This window comes from Variovorax boronicumulans, from assembly GCF_040544675.1.
Lineage (GTDB): Bacteria > Pseudomonadota > Gammaproteobacteria > Burkholderiales > Burkholderiaceae_C > Variovorax > Variovorax boronicumulans_D.
The window spans coordinates 176652-199518 of sequence record NZ_JBEPKK010000012.1; the positions used below are offsets into that span (position 1 = coordinate 176652).

General features: G+C 60.5%; 17 protein-coding genes. 7 read left to right on the forward strand and 10 right to left on the reverse strand.

Going from position 1 to position 22867, the window contains the following annotated elements:
* Positions 1–9: 9 nt before the first annotated feature.
* A complete protein-coding gene (locus ABIC90_RS20670; RefSeq protein WP_354357356.1) occupies positions 10–240 on the forward strand; it encodes a hypothetical protein in 231 nt (76 codons plus the stop codon).
* 55 nt (positions 241–295) lie between these two features.
* On the opposite strand, the gene ABIC90_RS20675 is transcribed toward ABIC90_RS20670, so the two are convergent.
* From ABIC90_RS20675 to ABIC90_RS20690, 4 genes are all read right to left on the reverse strand, one after another.
* Positions 296–988: a YqaJ viral recombinase family protein gene (locus ABIC90_RS20675; protein ID WP_354357358.1), complete on the reverse strand. Its 693-nt coding sequence runs from the start codon at positions 986–988 to the stop codon at positions 296–298.
* Between the two features lie 114 nt (positions 989–1102).
* Positions 1103–2110: a DUF932 domain-containing protein gene (locus ABIC90_RS20680; RefSeq protein WP_354357360.1), complete on the reverse strand. Its 1008-nt coding sequence runs from the start codon at positions 2108–2110 to the stop codon at positions 1103–1105.
* A gap of 177 nt (positions 2111–2287) precedes the next feature.
* Positions 2288–2740, reverse strand: coding sequence for a hypothetical protein (locus tag ABIC90_RS20685; RefSeq protein ID WP_354357362.1), 453 nt, complete (start codon positions 2738–2740; stop codon positions 2288–2290).
* Between the two features lie 109 nt (positions 2741–2849).
* Positions 2850–3197 (reverse strand): DUF2958 domain-containing protein, encoded by a 348-nt coding sequence (locus ABIC90_RS20690; protein ID WP_354357364.1) that lies wholly within the window; start codon positions 3195–3197, stop codon positions 2850–2852.
* A gap of 451 nt (positions 3198–3648) precedes the next feature.
* Between ABIC90_RS20690 and ABIC90_RS20695 the strand changes: the two genes are divergently transcribed.
* Together ABIC90_RS20695 and ABIC90_RS20700 are read left to right on the forward strand one after the other, a co-directional pair.
* Complete coding sequence (locus ABIC90_RS20695; RefSeq protein ID WP_354357366.1) at positions 3649–4272, forward strand: hypothetical protein; 624 nt, start codon at positions 3649–3651, stop codon at positions 4270–4272.
* Positions 4273–4547: 275 nt separating this feature from the next.
* Complete coding sequence (locus ABIC90_RS20700; RefSeq protein ID WP_354357368.1) at positions 4548–6794, forward strand: hypothetical protein; 2247 nt, start codon at positions 4548–4550, stop codon at positions 6792–6794.
* A gap of 107 nt (positions 6795–6901) precedes the next feature.
* Here ABIC90_RS20700 and ABIC90_RS20705 read toward each other — a convergent pair whose 3' ends face one another.
* The gene (locus tag ABIC90_RS20705; RefSeq protein WP_354357370.1) at positions 6902–9094 is read right to left on the reverse strand and encodes a DUF262 domain-containing protein; all 2193 of its coding nucleotides are present in this window, start codon (positions 9092–9094) and stop codon (positions 6902–6904) included.
* Positions 9091–10905, reverse strand: coding sequence for a DUF262 domain-containing protein (locus ABIC90_RS20710; RefSeq protein ID WP_354357372.1), 1815 nt, complete (start codon positions 10903–10905; stop codon positions 9091–9093). Before ABIC90_RS20710 ends, ABIC90_RS20705 begins: the two co-directional genes overlap by 4 nt.
* A 255-nt stretch (positions 10906–11160) precedes the next feature.
* Here ABIC90_RS20710 and ABIC90_RS20715 point away from each other — a divergent pair, with 255 nt between their 5' ends.
* The 4 genes from ABIC90_RS20715 (at position 11161) to ABIC90_RS20730 (ending at position 14905) form a co-directional block, all read left to right on the forward strand.
* Positions 11161–11334, forward strand: coding sequence for a hypothetical protein (locus tag ABIC90_RS20715; protein ID WP_354357374.1), 174 nt, complete (start codon positions 11161–11163; stop codon positions 11332–11334).
* Between the two features lie 446 nt (positions 11335–11780).
* Complete coding sequence (locus ABIC90_RS20720) at positions 11781–13199, forward strand: hypothetical protein (RefSeq protein WP_354357376.1); 1419 nt, start codon at positions 11781–11783, stop codon at positions 13197–13199.
* Positions 13200–13308: 109 nt separating this feature from the next.
* Positions 13309–14460, forward strand: coding sequence for a DNA cytosine methyltransferase (locus ABIC90_RS20725; RefSeq protein ID WP_354357378.1), 1152 nt, complete (start codon positions 13309–13311; stop codon positions 14458–14460).
* Positions 14420–14905 carry a very short patch repair endonuclease gene (locus ABIC90_RS20730; protein WP_354357380.1) on the forward strand — a complete coding sequence of 162 codons (486 nt, stop codon included), beginning with the start codon at positions 14420–14422 and terminating at the stop codon, positions 14903–14905. The genes ABIC90_RS20725 and ABIC90_RS20730 overlap by 41 nt, the downstream gene beginning before the upstream one ends.
* Before the next feature lie 18 nt (positions 14906–14923).
* Here ABIC90_RS20730 and ABIC90_RS20735 read toward each other — a convergent pair whose 3' ends face one another.
* The 4 genes from ABIC90_RS20735 to drmA are packed head-to-tail and all read right to left on the reverse strand — an operon-like array spanning position 14924 to position 22551.
* Positions 14924–15877, reverse strand: a complete 954-nt coding sequence (locus tag ABIC90_RS20735) for a DUF3883 domain-containing protein (RefSeq protein WP_354357382.1) — start codon at positions 15875–15877, stop codon at positions 14924–14926.
* Between the two features lie 11 nt (positions 15878–15888).
* On the reverse strand, positions 15889–16689 hold the full coding sequence (gene drmC, locus ABIC90_RS20740) for a DISARM system phospholipase D-like protein DrmC (protein WP_354357384.1): 801 nt from the start codon (positions 16687–16689) through the stop codon (positions 15889–15891).
* A 1-nt stretch (position 16690) separates the two neighbouring features.
* Complete coding sequence (locus ABIC90_RS20745) at positions 16691–18550, reverse strand: DUF1998 domain-containing protein (protein WP_354357386.1); 1860 nt, start codon at positions 18548–18550, stop codon at positions 16691–16693.
* A gap of 2 nt (positions 18551–18552) precedes the next feature.
* Complete coding sequence (drmA, locus tag ABIC90_RS20750; RefSeq protein ID WP_354357388.1) at positions 18553–22551, reverse strand: DISARM system helicase DrmA; 3999 nt, start codon at positions 22549–22551, stop codon at positions 18553–18555.
* Positions 22552–22867 lie beyond the last annotated feature (316 nt).

The following is a 22867-nucleotide window of genomic DNA, read 5'->3' on the forward strand; positions in this document are numbered from 1 at the left end:
AATGCCCGCATGACGACGAAGCAAGAGCTCCCCGATGAGGTGCTGAGTGCAATGGCCGTCGAGTGGCGCAGGAAGGCCCTCGAGGGAGACCTTCATGCGCGCGGCATCGCCCACGAACTCGAGACGGAGCTGCGCCGACGTGCCGGTGCACCGTTCGCGCGTTACGACACCCTGGACATGCGCCCCCTCGGGATGAGAACGGCGCGGCGCCCATGGTGGAAGCTCTGGCGAGCACACTGAGAAGAACGAGCGAGAGCCGCTCGAGCCACGCCCGATTCACCGTGACACCCATGCATCACAGCATCTGCCCGTCGAAGTCGTGCGCAGGCGGCGCCTTGTCGAGCGCGACACATCGCCAGAACGCCTGCTCCTGCCGGATGAGCCGCGCGATCTCGGCTTCGTTGCGTTCGATTCGGTAGATCTGCAGGTGCTGCCCGCCCCGCAGCACGATCACATCGGCTGCCTTCGCTCCTGTGACCGCAAGCTGGTGCAGCACTCGCAGGCGCATGTGCTCGGGGACACCCTGAGCCCAGAGGTGGGCGAAGTTCATGCCAACGGAAGAGCATTCGAGGAGTTGGACATCGGATGAGGCCACGACTTCGCGGGTGACCGTGGCGCGCATCCACGGGTGCCGCGGGTGCTGCAGCGCTGTGTTGACGCGCCGGACCTTGCGCCCGGTCCTGAGCGTGTAGTGCGCCGCCACGATCGGTTCCAGCAACCGACTCCAGTACGCGAGGGCGTCGTCCTGAATCTGCGTCGGGTGCAACAGGTCCTGCCGACCGGTCTTCTCCATCCACAAGCGGACTTGGGACTTGAAGGGATCTCGGTCAAGGGCGGCCGCGGCGTCGAGGTTTCCGATCCCGGGCTCGCCCATGTCGGGCCATCGATCACAGGCCGGGCCTTGCGTCTGCGGCGACTGGACCAACTGAAGCTGCGATCGCCCTGTCGGGCGCGGCGTCCGCAGACGCTCAGCGCGTGTATTCACCATGTTTTTTTCTCCTTGGGAGGTTCTGATGTCCACACGGCAAAAAGCCTCTCTCCTGTGAAGGAGAGAGGCCTCTTTGCAGGGGACGGGGGGGTGTAAAAGCCCTTCTGGAGGGCTTCAAGACGTGAGCTGAAGTGCGCGATCAAGAGCTCGCTGCTTCAATGCAGCGCCCTGACCAAACCAGGCGCTGTCGAGCCGGTATTCGCGGCTGCGAGCTCGGCGCTCGTGGTCAACGAATTCGGTCATCGCACTCAGCAGTCCCCATGCCGTTCCTTTGGCCGCGGCGAGCTCGGCGCCACGGCCCTGACCTTCGAAAAGTGCCAGCACTTTCTTCAGGGCACGGTCATGGGGCGGGCCCGGCTGTTCAGTGCCGTGCTTTTCGCGAACTGCTTCGCCGGCATGGGGTCCGCACAGCACCTGGAGAAAGTAGTCGGCCGCCTCCTTGCTCTTGACCTTGCGCTCCGACAAGGCCTTCATGCGGTGCATGAAGTTGTCCCATTGCGACACTGCAATCCCCAACTGGCGCTTGATGGCGTCGGCGTCGAAGCGGGTGTTGTGGGGCACGCGGATGGCGTTGCTTGTTCCATCGAGCGCGATCGACAGTGTGTTGTTGCAGACGACCCGGACCGTCGTCGGAGTCACGGTGGTGGCCAGGGTGCCATCGCAGGAGGTGGCCAGCAGCAGGTAGCCGTCGACGACATCCGAGCCCTTGAGCACGACCTGCTTGCCGGTGCGCGCCAGTGCCCAGAATTTGCGCCCTGCCTTGAGCACACCAGCGGTCTCCATCTCGTAGCCACCGATCTCGGTGAGGTCCCGGTAGAACTCAAGTACAGCCCTGGGCTGGACCACTTGGTAGCGGCTGCTGACGACGGACAGGGGCGCGCGGGTGTCGCTGCGGTAGAGCACCTTTTGCTCGGCGAAGGTCTCCAGGGTCTGCAGCGGTTGGATGGCTTCGGGCGCGTCGAGGTCCTCGGTCATGTAGCGCACCGGAGTTTCTCGGATGGTCCAGTCCATGCCGGCGGTCCTAGCCCAGACTTCGATAGGTTGCTTGGGAGGTAACTGGTGTCCCAGCAGGTGCCAGGGCGTGTCGCCGGCGTAGGCCATTGTTTCGATGAGATGTGCCATGAGATTGCTTTCGTGGAAGTGACGTGCGCTGCGAGGCGTCCTGCGCGCTATGCGGCAGGAAAGCGCTGAGGCGCGGACGTGCGAGAGGGGGAGAGGACGCGAGCTGAAAGCTCTTGGGGAAACGAGCGATACCGGAGTGGAGAGCGGTATCGATGCGCGCAGGCGCAGCGGAGCAAGCTAGTCGAAATCGGGATCGTGGTCGTCGTCGAAGGCATTGGCCTCGGGTCCCATGCCCGATGGCGATTCAGACGCTGTCGAGTGCATCGGCGACGTTGGCGAGAACGGAGCCTCAGAAGCACCGCGTCGACCGCTGAACGCGTGACCACAGGCCACGCAGCGGCAGTTGTTCAGGACACGGTCGTCGACTACGCGCCCGAAGATAGCGCCGACCTCGGTGCCAAGAGCGCCACCGCCCAAGCCTCCGAGGATCACCCCGATCACGGTGCCGACGCCGCTGCCGACCGGGCCCGCGGCCATGCCGACGGTGAAGCCGGCGCGCCCTCCGCGCAGCGCGCCAGCGATACCGCCGGCGGCGCCGGCAAGACCGCCCAAGGTGCCGCCCGTTCGCTGGGCGACGTCTCGTTGTTCGATGCGGTCCGAGCCGCATTTAGGACATTGAAGGTAAGACAAGGGGGAAGATCCTTTGTAAACAGGTGGATGGGAACGAACTAAACAAACAGACGACAAAAAGCCCGGCCGACCGCGTGGTCGTGCCGGGCTTTTTGGGGAGTAAAGAGATTCAGTCGACGATGCGGCCTGCGAGCCGCGCCAGGCGCGCGTACGTACTGAGAGGCTTGTTCGCCTTCCAATACAGGTCACGCTCGATGCCCAGGGTGCCGCGCATCAATCGGATGGACGTCAGTTCGCGAATCGACACGTGGCCGAGCTCGGGGCTGCCCATTCCGAGATCACCCAGCCCATAGTCGGTGTCTTGGTCATTGGGATCCAGCTCGGTGATGAGCCAGGTGGCGGCGCCACAAGGGCCGAACCACTTGGCCGCGGGATATGGATCGAAGTGAGGGGCGTCGCGCGAGGCTTTGCCGTTTGCCAGCAACTGCAGGCGCAACTCAGGGGTGATGAGATCCAAGGGAGCTCCAGGGCGAGTGGTTGCTGAAACGGGCTGAGGCAGCTGGATGTCGAGGAAGGATTGGAGGGGTGCTGCCCTTGGATGGGAAAGCGGCATGCCGCTTGGGCTGCGCCAAGCGGCTCATGGAGCGACGGACATAAAAAAGCCCCATGAGGGGGCTTCGAATCGGGTAGATGTGCCCTTCGAAGGGATCGTTGCTACGAACGCGCCCACATCTGAAGGCGGTTTGCTGCGCAGGAAGAACCAGGCGATCCTGAACAAGCCGGCAAAGCCTGCGCGCAAACCCTCGCGCAGGAGTTGAATTCTCCTACGTACTCACTTCAGTCATATAGGGCTGAAAATTTCTGCAATACAACTTCCACGAAGGTTAGAGGCTCGAATGGTGGCCAGTTGCGGGTTCTAGGCCCCGAGCCAAAGGCACTTTTGGCCCAAGCAAAGACACAATGGGGCGATGGGCACCCCAAATCGTCCTTATCAATCCTTCTTCGTGATCGAGCATGCGGGTCACGGCTCGGCTGCGATCGAGGATCAACGCCATGGTGGTCAGCACTACAGGTTCCTGAACGTGACGGGTCGTTGGTCCGCCAGAGGCACCCATGCGGTTCCGTTGCTTACCTGGAAAGACCGACAGGAGGCTGAAGCAGCCGCGACCATTGCCAGCAAGGCACGCGATCGCGTGATCAAGGTGTCGTCACTGGGAGGGGACAGCCTGGTTGCGGATCGGTTCGCAGCCTTCGGTGAACGCCATGCCGATGCGCTGCTCGGCTATCTTCCCTATGCCACGGCCGCAGCCATGAAACTAGAGGAACGGCGTGTGAAGACCATCGACTGCGCCGGCGCGGTGTTGCGTGTGCATCGCGCCATGGACGAAGAAAGAACGCGGATACTCAAGGACGAAGGCGGCCTGCTGCAGCAAGCCTATCGCATCACGGTCTTTTCCGCCGCACAGTTTCTGACCGGCAAGAAGGCCGACGAGGTCATCACTATGCTCGAGGCGGGTGAGCTCGATACGGAAGGGAAGCTTTCGGTCCAAGAGCTGCGCGACGCCGTCCAACTGGCAAAGAGCTACTGCTGACGGGCCTAAGAACGGCGAGGAAACAGAGGATGCGGAGATGATGTCCCATGGATGGCGCGTGGAGATGAGGGGCTCGACCGGCACCGGTGCGAGCGATGGAATTTCAGTACCGCTGAAGTGGGCCCGTGATGAAGAGACAGGGGTGGCCCGCTACATTCATGATGCGGAGATCCAGCTTCGGGGCCCAGAAGCCACGGACCATTAATCAATTTCTCGCGCTGGGTGGCGACCACATTGGTGTGTCGATACAGCCAGCGACTTCGTTTCGTGGCCCAGTGTCCAACTTCTACGACCAATACTTCCGACAACGGTTGACTGCGCGGGCTTCCTTGTATGCCGCAGCAGAAGCAACGGCCAGCGCATATCTGGATGGGAAGCCCAGGCTTCGTGGCAAGTACAAGGTCACGTCTGCAGAGCGCGACGCTGATTTCTGGTCGAGTCAGTTTCTGGGGGAACTTCCCTCAGAGGCCTGGAGGTCGGGCCTGATGGTGTTGGCATTGGCACGGTACTTTGCGCAGGAGCGCGTTGCCGTTGTGGATCTCCTGGCGCGCATTGCCACAGATTCTCCTGGCGTCTTGTGCAACGCGGTGCGCCACGCCGGACTGGTCCTTTGCCAGCATTCCCCCCGCCGGACGGATTTGGACCAGATCGCGGGAGTCCATCCCGAGGTTGCCGAGCTTTGCAAGGTTCTTGATGTCTTCGAGTTGGCGCATCGTGAACGGCTCACGGCGGTGGAGCACGCGATGAGCGCATTGAGGGCGCTGACGCCATTCGATCTCCTGATCCACGCCAGCCTGCATGTCTTCGAACACATGCTGCCCCACAGCCTCGCGCCGTCGCCGCGGTCGGACGGTGCGGCCTCCGCCGATGAGGTCACCTGGCACGCTATCAACGACATCCTGTTGTGGAAGCTCGCCACCGCGCCCGAGAGCACACTGAAACTGCACGAGGCAGATATCGGCCGCTCGCTGGGCGAGCACCTCGCCCCGCTCCTGTCGCCGTCTTCGGAAGCCCAATCAGTTGTCGCGCATGAAATGCGAGTCGCGTTCGGTGCGCTCCTGGAAGCGCAGATCGAACTGAACGAATTTGTCTCCCGGTCCGCCGATGCGTTCAGCTATGACGACGGCATCCGGTTTGTCCGGAACGGAACAACGTTGGAGATCGAGGAGCTAGACCCTGTGGCACGCGCCGCATGGTTGCGGGACAGCCGCAAGCTGGCGCGATTGCACGAGTATTGGTTCTACAGGGCCTTGGACGAGTTCGCCGGCTCGGAGATCGCGATGCGCACGATCGGACGACCGGAGAACCACGAGGCGAACCGGTTGGCCTACATCCGCGCGATGCGCACCCGGCTACAGCTGGTGGACGTCTACGGCGTGGCAGACACCGTGACCACGGATGCGGGCGATCCGGTCGACTTGTTCCAGGCGCTGCTCTCGCTGGAGCTGATGTCGGCATTCTTCCTTCGCGATTTCATCGGCGAGTACGTCAAACACCTTCAGGACTCGGCGGATTGGGTGACCGCGCTCGAAAAGCTCATCGTCGGCGGCCTCGGTCAGACCTTGGAGAACCGCCTGCCGCTCACGTGGTCGGATCGTGAAGCCAAGATCTCGCGCATCACCGGGTGGACGGTGAGTCCCCAGACGCCGCAAGGCAGTCCTCGAATGGCGGCCCGCATTCTGGATTTCTGGACGAGCGACTGGATTTCGCTGGCAGCGCAGGTCCGCAACTCGCAGGCCGGCTTGCGCCCCGAACTGTTCGAGCGACCGATCTTGAAGTTCGGGCAATGCCTGGTCCAGCTGCCTTGGCTCGTCGGCATGCAAAACAACAGCACCGCTGCGATCAACAACCTGCGCCGGCTTGGCGCGCGAAGGGGTGAGGCGCGAGAAGAGACGCAGCGCATCGAAGCGCGCCTTGGGAAGGCGTTGGAGGCACGCGGTTTCAGGGTGATGTTGAACTGGCAGCCGCCAACGGAAACGCATGGGACCGCCGGCGAGGTCGACCTGATCTGCGCCAGAGACGGCATCGCTTTCGTAATCGAGGTGAAGTCCACGTTCGTGCGCAAGTCGCAGCGCGACGCGTGGCTTCACGCCACCACGACACTGAGGCGTGCGGGGCAGCAGTTGCAGCGCAAAGTGGCAGCCGTGCTTGAGGCGTGTGTGCAGGGGAGCGAGTTGGCGAACTGCCTTGGCCTGGAATTGTCTGGAGGCGCGCCGCCGATTCATGGCTGGATCGTTGACACCTCGATTGAACGGGATCACGAGAGATTCTCGGGATTTCTCAAGTTGTCGCTGGAGGAGCTTTTGATCGCACTGCGCGATGACCGAGGCTTGCTGGGTGACCCGAATGGCATATTCTCCGACGCTGAGGTCAAGTGCGCATCTCCGGGAAGTAGGGCGGCTGACGCCCTTTCGCTGTATCCATCAGGTTTTACTAGCGATCGGTTGATCGCCGTGATCGAAACCGAGGCTGTTTGGACTCAAGCTGAGATTGACGCGGCGACTAGCTCGTGCAGGAGCTAGCAGACAAGATGCGTTTCCTCGGCCCAGTTCGGACGCAACAGCTGATGAAGAACCCCGCGCAGACGCAAATGGCGGTAAGCGGAGAATGCGCCTCCTCAGCTCGCACTTCAGCTGGAAAACTTCTGCGCGATGACAGCGATTGACTCCGGAAGTGCTGTGGGTTCTTTGCCTTCACGTAGACAATGCCATCTGCCCTCGGAGTAGCTGATCGTGTAGTCGGCATCCGTGTGAACTTGAATCGACGGCCACGCGTCGTCATACACGTAGGCGTAGCTGATTCTTTTTATGTCCAGCAGCGCGCCGGCCGCTCTCAACCGGGCGAGCTCGTTGTGCAACGCCAAGCTTCGCAGCTCCGCGTAGTACCCGGTCTTTCTTGTCTTCGACAACAACAGCACATCGGCACCCTCCCTGCGGATCAGGCGCAATGCGCAATAGGTGATCAGGGTCGGATCGCCGATGACGTGCGCGCGCCAATCGTTCGCGCTGCTGGCGGCGATGAGTTGCTCAAGGGATCGTGCCGCGTCCTCCTCGATAAGGTCGAGCAGTCCGGCGAAGCGGACGTCCTCGAAGACCGGCAACCAGTTCTCCTGCCGGTCGCGCACGGCTGTTGCATTCGGAATGCAGAAGGTGTGGTTGTTTCCACCGGCACCACGCAGGTAGTCGTACAGAGACAGCAACGCCCGCTGCAGCAGGAATTTCGAAGAGCCGAGAATCTGCTGCGTCACGACCCTTTGTATCGCCACGGTGTACGTCTTGAATCGGACCTTGTCGGGTTCCGCTGCCTGGCCCGTACTGAAGTTGAGAAGGAAGCCCACGCGGCCCTGCAAATACGAGTGCGACTCCGCCGCGCGCAACAGCGGCTCCCAAGCAGGATCCTGCAAGATCAAGGCGGCCTTGCGGCACTCCTCCGCCGTCTGCTCCCGCGAGAAACCGATGGCCGCGGGGACCTTTTCCACCAGGGATTCATACAGCCTTGACGCATCGGCGGCAAGAGCCGTCAGGCCCTTGATCGCCGCAGTCGCAGTGGCGTGATCGTCAGTGCGGGTGTTGCGTATGAGATTCGAGGTCACCCTCAGCCAGCGTCCCAAGCACTGTTCGAACTGCTCCTCGTTGAGCGTGGAAACAGCTGGCGAGCGAACGAACGCCCCGACGGCATGGAGCCGGAGCAGGTCGTCGTAATCAGCCTTCGGCGACAGCGCACGCTGAAGGGTCGGCAGGCAAGCCGCACCCTGCGGGCCACTGAGGAAGTCCAACAGTTTCATGACGCCGCCAAGTTCAGGTCCGCGAAGTGCGTGATGCTTGTCGAAGTCTCGAAGTGCCAAGTGGCCTCGTGCATCCCGCAAGAGGGTGAGCCAGCTTCGGGTCAACTGAGGACCGGCCCAGTAGCCCTTGTCGAAACTGAGGCAGGCTTCGAAGTATGCATCGGCATAGAAGAACCGCAGGAACAGTTCGTCGTGGTCCGGCTGCTCCTTGACGCTCGCACTCGCTCCGGATCCGTCAGCGCGTCCCGACAAGGTCCAGAAGAAGTCCGCCCATTGCTGATCGAGCTTCCATGCGAAGTCCTGGGCCCAAGGCTGCGATGACACTCGTTCGACAAGCCATGCCTTAAAGTTCTCAAACGGCGTGAGGGCCTTTCCACGCGCGTTCATCTTGATGTAAAGGTCGTCGGACAGACCGAAGTCGCGCAGGTCCAGATAGTGGAAGGTCACCCGGTTTTCCTGTACAAGGGTCCGGTACATGCCTCGCTCCGTTGCGAACATGCGATGTATTGCATCCAGCATTCCCAGGCAGGCATTGACGGTCGGGTCTTGGCGCCATGCATCGAAGAACCATTTTGCGTCCCGCAGGGCGTGCGACAGGGAGGAAACGCAGCCTGGCTCCGGCACGGCGATAGTGCATCTCGCAAGGGCCTGAAAGAACTCCGTAGCGCTGGGCCGGGTGGCATAGCTGAATCGTGATCGCGCATCGTTGGGAGTCACCCATCGCCGCCGGAAGTCTTCTGTCTCGCCATCGAGGGCGGCAAGATACCAGTGCAGCAAAAACAGCGTGGTGAGGCGTTGCTGGCCGTCCAGGACAGACAGCGTCCGCGCGCCTTCGCGCTGGACACCGCCATAGACAAAGTCCAGGTTGAGAGCCGCGCCGCCCGGTAACAGGGATTTGTGCAACGCCGAAAGAAAACTGTCGCGAACGGCCGCGGCCTGGGCTCGGCCCTGGGCGTAGTCACGCTGGATGATCGGAATCTCGATGAAATCGACATCGTCCAGCATGTTTGCGAAGGTGTGCACTTGACGCGGGTTCATGCTCCAGCCTCCTCGGCAAAGAAAACGCTCAGCCGGTCGCAGACCGCCGCGGCGTGCGCTTCGGCGTCCACTCGCCCCCACACCAGCATGCGGTCTATGCTCTTGCTGTAGTACTTGAGAAAGACGTTCTTTGTGCAGAGGGGTACGAACCGGCCAACCTTGTCGAGAGCGATGATGGTGCTGCGCTTGATCGGGAAGATCGCGTTGCCGTATCCGCGGTTCGTGGCAGCATCGAGCAGGGTCAGGTTTCCGAGACCGTTGTCGACCTCAAAGTCCTGGTCCGGGTCGTAAAGTTGCTGCACCTTCAGGAAGAAGTTTTGAAATTCCTGCTCGTCGAATTTCACGGCGTCTTGCAAGGCCCTCGCGGCCTCGCGTAGAAACTGGCGCTGCGACAGGTCGCCCATCGCCACCGACTGCACGGGCGCACCCTCCTCGCAGCCAAGGTAGTCCACGACGTTGCTCAGCCACCGCTTTTGATCGTCGGGTCGCTTCGGCATGCGGGACTGCACGGAACGAATGTGCTCGATGTCCCATTGCTGCGTCTTGAACGCACCGAAGGGAAACCGGACATATGCGTGACTTTCGATCAGCGTTGCCAGGTTGAAAAGCAGCAGCACGTTGCGTATGGCCGCCTTGTCAGAGACATAGTCAAGCGCGCTGATCTCGCTACGCAGCAACTCGCGCAGCGCGTCGGCGGGCCGGTCCGTTGCGCTTCCCCTGCCCCGGAAAAGCCGGATGAAGATTTCGTCTTTTAGACGTCGTCGGAACGCCCGCTTGCTGGGGGCCTCCTCGGCCCATCGGGCCACCCTGGCGATCGCCGCATGTGGCTCCCCGGTCTCTTGGCTGGCGAGGAATCCGACAAGATGGTGCAGTGTGTCGTCCCTGAACCACTCCTCCATGGAGAGGAACAGCCGCTTTACCTCTGCCCATTGCGTCCAGGCGTTCGTATCCGGCTTATCGAGCTGCTGGACAAAGACATGAAAAATGTCTGCCTCGCCGCCTGCGGCACCTTCAACCTGCTTGATCCGGTCCGCGCATAAGCGCAGGACAAACTCGATGCGGTTAGCCTCCTGCGGCATGTTGGTGAGGAAGTACCAGAAGTCGTCTTCCTGAAGCCGGCGCTCGATCGAATCCCACTCATGGGCGATCTGCAATTGCCGCAACTGCAGAAGTCGCGTGCCTTCGCCCTCGAAGTTTGATGAGCGCAGAAACAGTGCCTTTACAAGTTCGGCGTCGGTAAGTGCAATCTTGCCAATATTCAGACGCTGGAAAACTTCCATCGGCTTGGTTTCTGGCCCGATCTCGTACCAAATGATCTTGACGTCATTCAGAAAGGCCGACTCGATCTCGTTCACATTGCTCGATTTGTCTTCGAACCATTCGAGGATGGCCGCATACGCCCTTGCCATGTGGAAAAAGTCGATGTTTTCGTTTTCTCGTTCGGGCTTTGGATCAAGCAGAAACCCCGCGCTGGCGGGCCGAGTCCGGTAGTCGATCGGAAAAATCCGCCTGCGATGCTTCTCGGTGAGGCGCTCATTGAAGAAGGAAAGGATTAACGAGAGCGTGGTGAGTCGCTGCTGACCGTCGACTACTTCCCAGGCGCCATCCTCGTAAGGCGCGACCACGACAGGCTGAAGGCAGTAGAACTCGCCCTTGACCTTTGCACCAGAGCGGGCGAAATCCCAAACGTCCTGGAGCAACTCGACGACCTGCCTTCGCGTCCAACGATATCCGCGCTGATACGCTGGCACGTGGAACGATTCGCTGCGCAGTTCGTCGATCGGCCTGAGTTTGAGTTGGTTCACGGTCATGCGTTGACTCCTGCGGTGTGCGGCGACAAACCGGCGCGGGGGCGGCTGCGGCTGCGGCCGGTGGATCGGGGGGCGTTCATTTTGGATCGTCCGCTTAAGGCGATGCGACATGGCTAGGCGGCCATTGTCGAGACTCAAGCGTACAATGACTGTTGCCCGCTCAGCGGGTCCCTGGCGAGAGTTCAACCGCGCTCGCACCGCGCCCCGTCGCAGACCGTATTTCGATTTTGCAACTAGGCCATAAAAGGACCCGCCATGACTTCACAGAATCACAATCTGATCGCCGCTGACGACGAGAGCGAAGACCTCATGCCTGGCTTCGATCCCAACGAGTATCAGGCCCAGCGTGAAGCTGCAGCCGCAGACCCCGAGTCGGATGCACACGCACGCGAGCGGGCTCAAGACGAGAAGACTGCCCAGTTGGGGTGATCTTTCGTGTTGGTTTGGGGGCGGCTCTGGGCCCCGAGCCACACCTAGTGTGACCGGTCCGCTTGCTTAAGCCAGTCGTGCTCAAGGCCAAGTGTTCTGCCTGATTCGACAGGCATGTACTTCTGGGGGCAATGCGCCGATCGGCGCTCGCATTGGGACTAGCCGAACAGAAGTTTCACTCTGGGTAAAGCTAGGACGTCAGCGGGCAGCATACGTGCGAATTGGACTCCCGGCCTGAAGCAGCTCACCAGGGATACAACGAGCTCGTTCAAAGTGGCCCCCAGGGCCTGGGCCACCACTCGGGAGAACGATGCTGAGTCACAGTCATGTTGACGAGGGAAGACTGGCGGCAGTGGTCGATATGGCTCAAGCTTCCGCAGATCAAGATATCGGAATGCGCCATAGACCGCATTGGGTGTTTACGCGGCCGTACATCTGGAAGCCTCTTGGACGGGACGTTTCGTCGTCGCATACCGGCTGGCAGCGTTGTGGCGAGCACTGAACTGCCCGCGGTTCCCGAGCCGCTTTGGCCGAACTTCGTCACGCAACTGCGCATGACGGAGATTCCCGCTGTCTATCGACGTTTCGCCAGTGTCATTGGCAAGGACCGCTGGGAGCGCCGCGTGGCGCAGATGGATACGGCGATCAGGAACAGTCCGCTGCTCAACAACCACCTGCACAGCGAGAACGCCGTCGCCTATGCGTTGCTGCGCTGCGGTGAACTCATCGAAGAGCGGGGGTCGTTGCCCGACGCCGTACCCGCATCGCTCGAACTCTATCAGGCCATCGCCTTCGCCCGCCAGGTACTCTGGATGATGGACGCTGCGACGCCCGTGGAGGCCGAGCGGATGCGCAGTCGGGCTCGGGACGCGCTTGAGAATCCGGACGCCATGCGTGGCCTGCGGCTGGAACTTACCCTCGCAACCCATTTCGCCCGGCGCGGCCTGCAACTGCAGTGGCCGGAGATGGTGGGCGGCGGAACCTTTGACCTGCTCATCCCGCAGTACGGCGAGAGGGGGCTTGAGATCGAGTGCAAGTCCATTTCGAACGACAAAGGGCGCAGCATCCACAGGCATGAGGCGATTGCAGTCCTGCAGTTGCTCGTTCGCCTTCTTGAACCCATTTCGGCTTCATTGCGAGTCGGTCTGCGCGTAGTGCTGACGGTCCCGCGGCGGCTGCCGACCCGTCACGAGCACAGAGTCGCATTGGCGCAACGTATCCTGCAACAGGTTCTGATTGGCACCAGCGCCCAACTGCCTGATGGCTCCGACATTCGCATCGGCGAATTCGACCCGGTGGCATCCGGCAACGCCTCAAAAGACGGATTCATGTCAAGCGCGGATCTCGTGACCGCCGCGGGGAGCGGCAATCGTGAGACGATTGTTATCGTTGGAGGGCAGGGCGGAGCACTGGTGGTCATACTGCAAAGCTTCCTTGGGGACGATGTCGTCAAGGCGACGTTCGCCACCTTGCATGACGCGGCCAAGCGTCAGTTGACGGCGAAGCGGCCGGGGTTGCTTGCGGTCGGATTCGATGGCTTGACGCCGGCACAGCTGAGGTCGATTGCCGAACAGGATAATGATCCGGCGCAGCCGCCAACCGCCTTGAGACGCCCCGTCTCTAGGCTTCTGTCCGCGCCCCACCGCAACCATCTGATTGGTGTCGCACTACTTAGCCGTGGCGAAATGCAGCCTCCGGCGGCCGACTTCGTCGACAGCGCTGGCGCAAGTTACTATTTTCCCAACCGAACAAGTCGCTTTTGGCATGCTGACTTCAGTGGCTTGTTTCATCCGCTCCGTCCCCTGTACCAGCCTGCACCTATTGACGGCGGAAGTCGGCTGAGCTGCGGCAGCTCTATCGAATGATGGCGCCCCCATCAAGCTACGTGGGTTCCGTGGTCATCTATCGGTGGCCAGCTATCGTTCGCGGTACGATCAACCTACTCGAGTAAATTGCTCGAGGTTGAAGGGGGACTTGAAGTTGCGCTGTGCTGGGTTGTTTGCTGGTATAGGTGGGATCGAGCTTGGCCTGAGTCGAGCTGGGATCGAGGCGGAGATGCTCTGCGAAATATCGCCGGCGGCGCGGGACGTACTCAGCGCCCGTTTCCCCGATGCCCGTATTGAACATGACGTTCGCGAAATCAAGGCCCTTCCGAGTGTCGACATCGTGGCGGCGGGTTTTCCTTGTCAAGACCTTAGCCAAGCAGGTCAAACGAAAGGCATCTCCGGTCTGAACTCAGGGTTGGTCAACGAGATGTTTCGGCTCATCTCCACCGCGAAGAAGAAGCCCACTTGGTTGCTCTTCGAGAACGTTCCATTCATGCTCGCTCTGCAAAAGGGCCAAGCGATGCGGCATCTCGTCACCTCGATTGAAGCTTTGGGCTACCGATGGGCGTATCGCGTGGTTGATGCTCGCTCCTTCGGTGTACCTCAGCGACGCCGGCGAGTTATCTTGCTTGCCTCTCGCTCCAAGCGACCGGAGGATGTCCTCTTGGTCGACGATGTTGGCGACCCGAACCTGACTGGAAATCGACGCACGGCTAGAGGCTTCTATTGGACTGAAGGACGCACTGGCCTCGGATGGGCCGTTGGCGCTATACCGACGTTGAAGGGTGGATCGTCAATAGGGATTCCATCCCCGCCTGCCATCTGGTTTCCTGCGCGTCGCACTCTCGAACTGCCCGGTATTCGCGATGCGGAGCGCCTGCAGGGATTTGAAGCGGGGTGGACCGGGGCGGCGGAGGCCCAATCGCGGCTCGGACGAAATGCCCGCTGGAAATTGGTCGGCAATGCGGTTTGTGTTCCGATGATGGAGTGGGTCGGCCACCGGCTCGTGCAGCCTGGTAAGTATGCGGGCCGGTCTGATGGCATGTGGGACGGTGCGAGCGCATGGCCCAATGCAGCTTGGGGAAGCAATGGCCGCGTGCACGTTTCATCGGCTTCCAGTTGGCCTAGCGCTACAACGCTACCTTCGTTGAGCGCGTTCCTCAAGCACAAGACTAAGCCGCTTTCCGCCCGCGCGACTCGAGGATTCCTTGCGAGAGCACGCTCAAGTGGGCTCAACTTTGAAGACGGATTCCTTGACGATGTCGAACACCATCTATCGATGGTGGAGGCATCGGATTGAGGGTGGTCGATCAGCTGGTTATCTCGTCTTGCAGAAGCCTTTAACCGCTACCAGCAAGCGCATGGCTGCAACCCGATCACGGGACAATCCACGCGAAGTTGCCGTTCGCTCCGCATTGCATCGGATAGGGCTTCGGTATCGAATCCATCGCCGGTTGATACCTCGCTCAAATCGCACTGTCGATATCGTATTTGTGCGTGCCAAAGTCGCTGTTTTTCTGGACGGCTGCTTCTGGCATGGCTGCCCTTTGCATGGAACGTCGCCGAAGACCAATAGCGAATGGTGGCGCGAGAAGATCGCGGCGAATCGGGCAAGGGACAGCGACACGGACAGCAAACTTAAGCAGCAAGGGTGGAGTGTCGTTCGGATTTGGGAGCATGTGCCGATCGAGGATGCCGTCGCTCTGATCGTGGGATACGCTCAACGCGAAGAACGGCGAACCTAGCGCGGCCCCACGAGGCTGCTAGCCTTTCGACTCTGAATCGCCCTTGCTTGCTCCGCCTTCCCCTCGGGCTGTCATCAAGCGGCACTGGAACGAAAGCGGGACAAGTTCAAAGTCGATCACGTTCCATGGTCGACGCTTTGTCAAAATACCACCTTCGGCGACAGCAATCCCGTTCCTTAGCTTGAGATCAATTCTGGCGACGACATACAGCGCGACGTGCGGATGATGCTCGCGCGCATGTAGAACTTCGTTGCGGGTCAGCACGATTGTTGCGCCATCGCTTGTAGTGCCCTTCACCTCGACGCGTAGCTCAGCGTTGCCTGACCGACACAGCACATCGAAGGACTCCGTTGCGGAGACATCGGCAACATGATCCCACTCCGTTCTGAGGTCCTCGATTGCGACATGCATCGCTCGCATCTCAACCGCCTTGCGTGCAGCGGTATCCTGCATGTAGTTTGGGCGTAGACCCGCCGACCGTGGCCGGGCAGCTGCTAGAACAGCCCCAACATCCAGGGCACCTGCAGGTGCAATCAATTGCTCTTCCAACCATAGGGGCGGTCGCGAGGCTAGGAGGTCCACCGAGAACCGGATCTGGACTCGCTTGGCCCTGTTTCCCGGCCCGGTTGCTCCTTCGCGCCGTCCAACCTCAGCAGCTCCGCGACGGAGCATGCGCGCGAGCCCAACGCCATCTAGGCTCGAAGCCAAATGAAAGGGATATGTCTTGCCGGGTACAAAAAATCGCCGTTGCTCTTCATTGAGATTGCGTGTATTCCAACTAGCGACGACAGAATCGATCAGAGTCGCAGACATCTTCACCAGACGAGAAATCACCAAGTCGTGCGCCTTGATGTAGCTCATGTTGCGACCACCACCTTGCGACTCGAACGTGATGGATGCGATTCCGTTGGCGTCGGATGTCAAGGAGACGGAGGCATCCAGGAAGTTTCCGCTGTCATCTGCGACTTGCATGATCGGCCCCATCAATCGAACGAGCCAGCCTCGCGTCCGAGGGGCTCTCCCGACGCGATCGCAATGACGTTTGTGTCGACCAAGGAGCGCAGGTGCATCTCGAGCAACCTCGGGATCGAGCCACCTGTAACCAGAACGCCTGCCTCCATATTTCGGTCCATTGCGTACCCGGTCAGATTCGCGCTGGTGATGAAACACATAGTCTCGTCGGCCACTGCGACCTTTGCATGCACTCGGCCGTTCGAAAATGGATCAACCTTGTTGTGCCACGCATAAAGTCGCGCGGCCGGCACTAGTGATCTCATCTTTCCTATCCCATCTATGGAGACACTGCCGCCGTGATCTTGCGAAGATTCGAGCAACATTGAGACGACCACTCCGCGGGCGTTCGCAGCATTCAGAGCCTTCACGATAGAAGAAACGTCGTAGGCCACGAAACTCGTGAGAAAAAGTGTTGCGTTGGCGGCGTTGATGACTTGTAGAAGCGCCTGTTCCGTCCTGCGCGCGGCAACAAAGGGCGTCGTCGGGCCGGTCCAGACAAGCTCGGCGGACTGGTCGGCCATAGCTTTGGAAAGAACATGACGTGCGGCGAGCAGCATCGATGCGAGCTCGGCGGCACTGACGGTCGTCGCCCGCCAAGCCTCGATCAATTGATCGATTGCGCCTGTGGCAATTGGAGTACCGACCACGCCGTTGAGTGCTGTGGCCGCTTTGTAGGCATTCGTACCGCGCACTCGTGATGCGATAGCTTGGATTTTTTCAGGAGACACCAAGTAGACCAAGCCTGCGACCGCGTCCAACAGCTTGTCCACTTCACATGCCCTGGAAGAAGGCTGCACCAGTGCGCTCAAGCGTCGGCACTAACAACGATCGGTCCAAGTAGCGATTGCCTCGTTCGCATGAAGTTTCTGCGACCAAACTACACGCATGGCAGGAGGCACCGTGAAGCGAGCGGTCTTTCTCGGGATCGTGCTCGGAGCAGAGCGGATCCGAAGAACAGATCTTCGATCGACTGAGTGCTTGCTTAAACAGTCTACCGAGATTCTCTGGCTTTCCTAGATCGACGAGGCCGCCGAGCGTTCCATCAGAGTCGGCCGCCGCCGTATAGATCAGAATGCCAGCCTGCTGACGTTCGGCAGAAGTGTCAGCATAAATGCGCTCGCGGATGCTCGCAGCGTTGTATCCACATTCGAGCGCCAACTCCCGAATCAGCAAGTGCGAAAGCGTGTGGAGCATTGCGTATCGAATTCCCGGGTATCCCTCCTTGGGATCGAGGCGACGTGAGTTGCGCCATCCCTTGTGCCCGCCTTGCAGCATCCGATCGACTTGCTGAACGGCGGCCAGCCCTTCCCATTTGACAATCGCCTTTTCATCGAACTGGATGAAAATACCCTCTCCATGAACTTGATTCGCGGGCACCCAATCGGGCTTGGCTCGCGAGAGGCTGGCCATCTGCGGCCGTTCATTGGGATCGCCCGTTTCTTCGGGAGCCTCGACCCGGGTGAAGCCAAGTAGCGCATTGACCTCGCGCAGTCGCTCAAGCAGTAGGACTCGGTGGATGCGTGAGTGCAAGCCTGGCGGCGTGCCGACCTTCTTGCTCATGAAATGTGGGTAATCGGTCGGCGGATTGGCCTCAGTCAGGACGTCCCATTCCGGGCCCTTGATATCAGCTTCGTTGACGGTTTTCTGTCCTCCTTTTTCTCGATGCGCTTCAATCGCAGCCCAGATAGACGACATAGCGTACTTGTCGATTCCCGGCAGCGCACCAGCCTTCTTCAATGCCTTGATCGTGACGGAAACTTCTCCTTCAGATTCAAGTTCTTCAAAAAATGTCCAGCCTTCTTGGATCAATTGGCTGAGAGGGTCTTTCGCCTGTGGAATTGCGAGAGCCGAGAGCGTAATTGGAAACCAGCTATTCGTGGCACCCAGCAGAACTGCTCGGGCCTCTTCATCGCATTCGGTATCGAAGTGGTCCAAGTGAGGATGGCGTCCGCGGCAGGACGGCAAGTTCTCCTTTCCGATCTTTCCGAAGGCGTTGGCCATACTCCTCGACGCGCCGCATGCGTCGCACTTCGCCCAAAGGTTCTCCGTCTGCAGAGATGCACCGCTCTCGAAAAAGCGCAGCGTTCCCTTGCAGGAACTGCTGCCTCCATGGACGAAGTAGTGCCAAGGGAAGTCATCAAGGTGGCCGTCACGGCAAGCCAACAGGAAGCGTGCTGGCACCGCATCCGCATCCTTGGCGGGCTTGTCGCCGCTCGAACCGCGACAGCCCTTGTGGACGAAACGAGTTCTTTCAGGTCTGAAGCGGTTTTCCTTGATTTCAAATAGGCCCGCATCGAAAGGTGAGAGCAGGCCGCATTTCACGCACCGCATCCATCGCGGAAACGGACGGACCGGAACGCCGATGTTGGCCTCTGCCGACCAGACGTCGACCAGCTCGCTCTTCTGGAACGGTGGCATGCGCAAGCTTTCCACTTGCGGTCCCAGTACCTTCCTGACTGCCGCAATCAGTCGCGCCTCTTGGATCGGCTGGCAGCGATCCTTCTCCCATCGATCGATGCCAAGCGTCACCACCGACAGGCTAGGGAGGTCGATCAAAGCTCCTGGGCCGTAGGTCCAGAGCAACTGACTGGGTCGTACTTCGCCGACGGGAGTCTTGTTGTTGATGATCATGGTCAATCCTCATCCTTCGCTGCGGGACGAGGCTTCCAATCGTGATCGTCCGTGATATGGCTGGTATTCATGATCAAGCGCACCCCGGGCTCCACTTCACGCATCGACATTGGGACAGTCCAGTTGTCCCAGGCTTGGACGCCTGGAGACTTGATCAGCGCAACGGTTTTGTCTTTATCGGGTCCACGCTTCTCATAGGCCAAGATGCGGCCGCCTTTGCCGACCTCTTTGGCCCACTCGTCTGCACGTTCCTTGAGTTCCTGCTCGGCCAGGCTCTTGGTGCTTAAGAGCTCGCTGACATTCCATGCCCGGTTGACGAGTACACCGATGGCATCGGTGATCTCCGTCTGGTCCGATTTATCGAGCTGGCCAGCGCCATCGTTGGGGCTGAATGCGTCATTCTCAAGACGCATCAGACTCAGCAACGAGCCGGTTAGCCCACGATCCATCGCTCTCGGGGAGAAGGGCGTTACCGATTGCGCTTCAACATGCTTATAGAAGGTGGCGTGGTAGTGCTCGAAGGTCTCGTAGTGCGACAGGTCGCGTGGTCGCGCCCAAGTCAGCACGGTGCAGACCAATCCGGGGAAAGAGCGGCCGACTCGACTGGTGGCTTGGATGTATTCCGCCGTGCCCTTGGGTTGGCCGTTCACAGCCATCAAGCCCAGTCGATTGACGTCGACACCGACCGACAGCATGTTGGTCGCGAGCACCACGTCGATCGCGCGCGTATCGCCTTCCTGCCACCTAGTCACGTACTTGGAGGAGGCAGCGTCGTATTCGGCTTTGAACTTGATTTCAAGCTGATCGAGGTACTTCGGGATGTCTTGGCTGGACACTCGGGAGGTCAGCTCGCGAATGTTGCTGATGCCACGTTGTGCGAGCGCAGGCCGCTCGACCATGCTCATTTGTACACGGTAAGAACGCGTCTGCACATCATCCTCGGCTAAGCGCTTCATCCCGCCCAACTCGCGCAGTGAGTTGAAGTAGCCGACCATGGTCATATACGGGTCTGCAGGCTCGCCGAAACGATCGAACAGTGCCTGCGCAGCTGTCAGGAAAGCCGTATAGACCCGGATCAACATCGCAGGTCGGGAACTGCCGGGAGAACAAATCCCGAGGTAGCGTCGCCCCGGCTTGTCTTCAATCGGTCGCTGTACCGAAAAGTAGTTGTCTTCCACGTCTAGTCCATGCGGTGGGAATACCGACACTTGCCGCATGAAGACGTGGTTCACTTGCTCTCGGGCTTTACGCACCGTGGCTGTCGACGCGATGATCTTCGGCTTGACCGTATGTTTTCCAAGTGTCCAGCTGCACAGCTCATCCACGGCGGTTTCGTACAACCCCACCATCGTGCCCAGCGGCCCGCTGATCAGGTGGAACTCATCCTGAATGATCAGATCCGGGGGGCGAATCGGGCTGATGCTTTTGACTTTGGTCGCACTGAGTCCCCTTCCTGCCGGGTGATTGCCGTTGCAGTCTGCCCCCCGCCATAGCAGGCCGTGCCGCTCGCATTCCTGGCCCACCCGACCGAACAGCGTTCGCACCTGGCCCCGCCAAGCCATCATCGCAAACTTGTCTACCGTGGCGATCATCATGGTCGGTGGACGGTGGTAGATCTCCTCGTCCACGACAAGCACTGGAATGCCCGCGTGAGGGAGATTGCTCGACTTGCCCTTTGAGAATTCACATCGACCCTTCTTGTCCCCGCAGTAGACGAAGGTCTGCCCACGCCCCTTGTCGACCTCGACGTCGCGACCTGGGGCGACTTCCGAGCCACACCAGGGGCAGCTGGTCAGCTGCGCGGGAGACGCCGCCCCCGCGTTGTACTTTCCGGGGTTGCGAATGTCCTCGATCGCCCGGTGACTATCCTCGGTGGAGCCAGGGGTCACCTTGTTGCCCACCCATAGGCCGATGGTGAAGGGTTCTGTGCCGAGGGCCCCATCGCCCTTGGCCAGCGCCTCGCGCCGGAGAACCTCCATCGCGCAGATCAAAGCCGTGGCGCGCTGGAACTGTTGCAGGGTCAGCAGGCGCAAGGTGTAACGCATGATCACTGTAAGACCGCGTGAGCTGTCGTAGCCGCCCAGCTTGCCCTGCATGCGCCGAACGGCCATCGTAAAGGCGGCGACACCTAGGTAGGCCTCGGTCTTGCCGCCGCCCGTGGGAAACCAGAGCAAGTCGGCATAGGCTTCGACCGGTTGCACGCGATCCGGATGCGTTGGATCGGCCAGCGAAGGGATCGACAGCAGCAGGAACGCCAACTGGAACGGGCGCCAGCTGCGGTTCTTCAGCACATCGAACTGGTCGACGGTAACGTCCTTGCCGCGCCGGATTTCGAGTGCGTATTGGCTGCGCACGCGCTGCGTGGCCATCGCGCGATTGGCGAACCGGAAAGCCGCCAAAGCGTTCTCGTCACTCTTCAGCGTATCGATACCCTGTTGCAGACGCGTTCGGATCTCCTGGCATCGATCCATCGCCTGCTGCGACTGTGCATCGTAGCCAAGCACGTCGACGCCGACTCGACCGCGCTGCTCATCGATCCACGCGGCGTAGTCCTTGGTCAGCAGATTCAGGGCATCGACCAGTGGATCGATGTCCAGGTTGGCGAGTCGCTGCATATCGAGCAGGCCACTACCTACCATTTCCTTCATCGCCGATCGGTCTGCGGAGTCCAAACCCGGTGTCTCTGTCACCTGAACTTCGTATTGCGGCATCACGGTGGTGCGTACCTCCGTGGCCAGCGTCACGTTCTCCGCGGTTTCAGCATGGACAGCGACGCCATGCCCCACCGCGAACTCCACCCTGTTGCGGTAGATCATCTCCAACGACTCACGCTCTGGATCCATGCCGTCGGCTTCCAGCACGGGTCGGCGGCGGAAGATGGGGCGCTTGGTTGCCTCCGCTTCGGCGCGAACGATCAGCTCCGGCTGGAACAGCCAAGCCGTATCGCGGTTGGTCTCGGGTTCCTCCTGCGCATTGACTAAGAACAGTGTCACCAAGCGATCGCCGTTCGCGGTCTTGGCACGCACCGAGCCTTGCATGCGCACTTCTGGATAGGTCTTGTCCGGTGCCTGATGAGGGATCACGCCTTCGGTGAGCGGCACCACCAGTTTGCCGCCACAAGGTATGCGCTGCCACACTTTGGCCTTTTGGCCATTCGGCCTCAGCAGTTCGTGATCTTCGTTGGAGACGCGCTCATAGCGTCCCCAGCGCAACTCCACTTCAATGCACTTGGCATCGCCATCTACGCAGAAGGTCATGCCGAGGCTGCTCGGCACCAGTGATTGATTGCTGGCCGCGTCGATCTCATCGGTGGCGTCGGATTCGGGTTCAACACGGCCCGTTGTTGTTCCGAATTCCGCACCGGGTTCGTGCAGACCGGGGGGCTCGGGGTCGGTGGGTTCCTCGATGTCGTCGTTTGCCAATGGGCCTGCGAGCCCTTCGATGCCACCCTGCCCCGCCTCGCGCGGGGCGAGCTTTCCGACCAGATAGCGATCGCGCACGCCCATGTCCACGATGCGCTCGTGAGGACCGCCAGCCGGGCCGAGCAGGTCGTCCATCACGGCCAGTTGTAGCAGTTCACGGATGTAGGCGAGTTCCTGTTGATATCGGGGCGAGCGAGCGTCGGATCCAACTGTTGGCACGTCGGCGATGGTCTTGTGCAGCACCTTCGGCAGTGCTTCGACGAAATCGGTCCACTGGACGCGACCGACGCTTCCCGAAGCCGGAGGTGTGAGCGAAGTGACGGCGACGGAGGCGGACTCCCTCACCGCGAGCGCCTGATCGAAATAGAGCGTGGTGGTGTCCAGGTCGGAACGAACCCGCAACACGCGCCCCACACGAGTGACGTTCCCATCGGGGCTCAGAATCAGGACCCAGTCGTCATCCGCGATGGCTTGATGCAGAGAGCGTGCCCCCTTCAAGACCAGGATATAGGGTGCAAGCCTCGGGTCGGTAGGGAGGCCGTGATCGAATGCGATCCAGGCATTAGTGGTCTTCGTCATAACTTGCGTACCTCAAATCTTGTCCACGACCTTCTCAAGTTTGTCTTTCGCCAACTATGCTGCCGGGAGCAAAAACTACCTCAAGGTTGGTGCTGGAATCGTCATCTCGCTTGAACACCAGCACCTGGAAGCGTATGGGCTCCACGGTCTAGCCTCTGCTTAGTTTTGTCATTGTGCTGATCTCCCAGGAATGACCTTCCGCATCGAAGCGGCGTCGGCCGCCGGCTAGTGTCCTGTCCCGTTAATTCGTAGGCACGAGAACTGCTTGTGGTGAGGCATCCTTGGAGATGCTGCCATGCCCAACGCCCACGTACGC

Bases quoted from the DNA above. Each gene is read 5' to 3' on its own strand.
- ABIC90_RS20710 (WP_354357372.1), bottom strand. From the start codon at position 10,905: ATGACCGTGAACCAACTCAAACTCAGGCCGATCGACGAACTGCGCAGC.
- ABIC90_RS20715 (WP_354357374.1), top strand. From the start codon at position 11,161: ATGACTTCACAGAATCACAATCTGATCGCCGCTGACGACGAGAGCGAA.
- drmA (WP_354357388.1), bottom strand. From the start codon at position 22,551: ATGACGAAGACCACTAATGCCTGGATCGCATTCGATCACGGCCTCCCT.
- ABIC90_RS20735 (WP_354357382.1), bottom strand. From the start codon at position 15,877: ATGCAAGTCGCAGATGACAGCGGAAACTTCCTGGATGCCTCCGTCTCC.
- ABIC90_RS20705 (WP_354357370.1), bottom strand. From the start codon at position 9,094: ATGAACCCGCGTCAAGTGCACACCTTCGCAAACATGCTGGACGATGTC.
- ABIC90_RS20675 (WP_354357358.1), bottom strand. From the start codon at position 988: ATGGTGAATACACGCGCTGAGCGTCTGCGGACGCCGCGCCCGACAGGG.
- ABIC90_RS20730 (WP_354357380.1), top strand. From the start codon at position 14,420: ATGTCGAACACCATCTATCGATGGTGGAGGCATCGGATTGAGGGTGGT.
- ABIC90_RS20670 (WP_354357356.1), top strand. From the start codon at position 10: ATGACGACGAAGCAAGAGCTCCCCGATGAGGTGCTGAGTGCAATGGCC.
- ABIC90_RS20745 (WP_354357386.1), bottom strand. From the start codon at position 18,550: ATGATCATCAACAACAAGACTCCCGTCGGCGAAGTACGACCCAGTCAG.
- ABIC90_RS20695 (WP_354357366.1), top strand. From the start codon at position 3,649: ATGGGCACCCCAAATCGTCCTTATCAATCCTTCTTCGTGATCGAGCAT.
- ABIC90_RS20680 (WP_354357360.1), bottom strand. From the start codon at position 2,110: ATGGCACATCTCATCGAAACAATGGCCTACGCCGGCGACACGCCCTGG.